Here is a 2,020-nt window from a genome sequence, read left to right as displayed (position 1 = left end):
GACCCCGACCTGCTGCCGGCGGGGGCTTACGACATCTGCGGGCCGGACACCACCTCCTACCGCGAGCTGCTGAAGACGTACGCGCGGATCTCCGGGCGGTGGCATGCCGGGTTGCCGGTCGGCAGGGTCGACACTGGGCTGGCGTCGCTGATCACCGGCGTCGCGCTGCCGGTGCCGCCCGGGCTGGCCGGGGATCTGGTCGAATCGCTGGACCATCCGATGGTGGCGTCCGAGAGCGACCTGCGCGATCGAGTGCCCGACCCGCCCGGTGGGTTGCTCGGCGTTGAGGAAGCCATTGCCCTAGCCTTGGCCGATCAGACGAATCGCCCGTCCCCGGTCAACGCCCTGGCCGATCCCCATCACCTGGCCAACACCGATCCCGTGTGGGCCGGGGGCGACGCGCGCCGCATCCGCCACGTCGCGCGCCGGCTCACCCCACCCGTCGTGCGCCCGGCGCTGCGGCTGGTGGGCCTGGTCCCCGGCCCGGTGGCCGGAGCGCTTCGAACCGGTCTCGACCTGTTGATAGCCCTGACTCCGAAGGTGCACCCCGCATGAGCCAGTCCACCGCCCCGTCCGACACCGGCGCGCTGTCCGAGTGGTGGCGCGCCCTCACCAAAGTCGCTGTGCCCCACCATGAGTCGCCCGCAGTGGTGCGGCGCCGACGGGTCATCGTGGCCGTCACGGTGGTCGTGGGTGCCGCGGTGCTCGGCTTCTCGCTGCGCCGCCATCCGGGCGATTCGAGCTTTTACTGGCTGACCCTGGCGTTGGCCGGGGTGTGGGTCGTCGGCGGGTTCGCCTCCGGCCCGCTGCACCTGGGCGGCATCTGCTGGCGCGGCCGCAACCAGCGGCCGGTCATCACCGGGACGGCTATCGGCCTGCTGCTCGGCGCGATCTTCATCGTCGGCGGGTTGATCGCCCGGGAGATCACGCCGGTGGCCGAGCTGATCACCCGGGTGCTGGAATACGCCCACCACGGCTGGTATCCGGTGATCGTGGCGATCACGCTCGTCAACGGCGTGGCCGAGGAAGTGTTCTTCCGCGGCGCGCTCTATACGGCCCTGGGCCGCTACCACCCGGTCGTGATCTCGACCATCCTGTACACCGTCGCGACGCTGGCCAGTGGCAACCCGATGCTCGGTTTCGCCGCGGTCATCCTGGGGACGGTGTGCGCGTTCGAGCGCCGGGCGACCGGCGGCGTCCTGGCGCCGGTGCTCACCCACTTGGTGTGGGGGCTGATCATGGTCCTGGTGCTGCCCCCGATGTTCGGCGTCTAGACGCCGTCCGAACCGACGACCTCGCGGGCCAGCGCGCGCATCGCCGCGGCGTGGGCCGGCCGCGCGGCCAGCCAGTACGCCCGGCCCGGCAGGCCCCTCGGCAGGAAGATCGACCGCTGGGTGTAGCGGCTGCCGCCGCCGTCCCGCGGCGTGACCGTGATCTCGAGCCATTGCCGTCCCGGCGCGCGCCTTGTCGAGCGCAGCCGCAGCAGGGTTCCCGGCGCGCGTTCCTCGACCCGCCAGCCGCCCGGGAGCGAAGTCACCGCGCCCTCCGCCGACTTCCAGAGGGCGTCGGGTTCGGCGGTGGTGTCGACGGTGCGCGCGTCGGTGTAGACGATCTCGCCCGCCCAGTCCGGGTCCGACGGCAGCGCCTCCGCCGGTTCGGATTGCAATGACGACCACGAGGGTTCCGGGACGCCGTGCGCGGCGCGGTCCAGCGCCAGTTCGACGGCCCGGCGGTAGCCGGTCAGGCCGCCGGGCGGTGGTTCGATGATGCCGTCGACGTCGTGGTCGCGCATGACCGCGTCGCATTCCAGCGATTCGATCAGCGGCCGCGCCAGCCCGGGCGGGATCGGAGTCACCGTTCCCACCCAGAGGCTGGCGATCGTGGGTGTCAGAAACGGCAGCACGATCAGGTAGCGCTTGCCCAGCCCCGCCGCGTCGGCGTAGATGCGCATCATGTCGCCGTACTCCAGGACGTCGGGTCCGCCGACGTCCCAGGTGCGGGAGGACGGCACCGCCGCCGT

At 72.2% G+C, this 2,020-nt stretch carries 2 protein-coding genes and 1 pseudogene; 2 read left to right on the top strand and 1 reads right to left on the bottom strand.

What is annotated here, in order from left to right:
- Positions 1-555: pseudogene (locus tag A5702_RS00525) on the top strand (NAD-dependent epimerase); the annotation flags it as partial.
- Positions 552-1,274, top strand: coding sequence for a CPBP family intramembrane glutamic endopeptidase (locus A5702_RS00520; RefSeq protein ID WP_055398874.1), 723 nt, complete (start codon positions 552-554; stop codon positions 1,272-1,274). The pseudogene A5702_RS00525 and the gene A5702_RS00520, both read left to right, overlap by 4 nt.
- On the opposite strand, the gene A5702_RS00515 is transcribed toward A5702_RS00520, so the two are convergent.
- Positions 1,271-2,020, bottom strand: a 750-nt coding sequence (locus tag A5702_RS00515) for a DUF2867 domain-containing protein (protein WP_156669427.1), incomplete at its 5' end; no start/stop codon positions are given. The genes A5702_RS00520 and A5702_RS00515 overlap by 4 nt on opposite strands.

This window comes from Mycobacterium sp. E3339 (genome assembly GCF_001666915.1).
Classification (GTDB): Bacteria; Actinomycetota; Actinomycetes; order Mycobacteriales; family Mycobacteriaceae; genus Mycobacterium.
The sequence above is the reverse complement of the archived record's forward strand: the minus strand, read 5'-3'. Positions and strand labels throughout refer to the sequence as shown.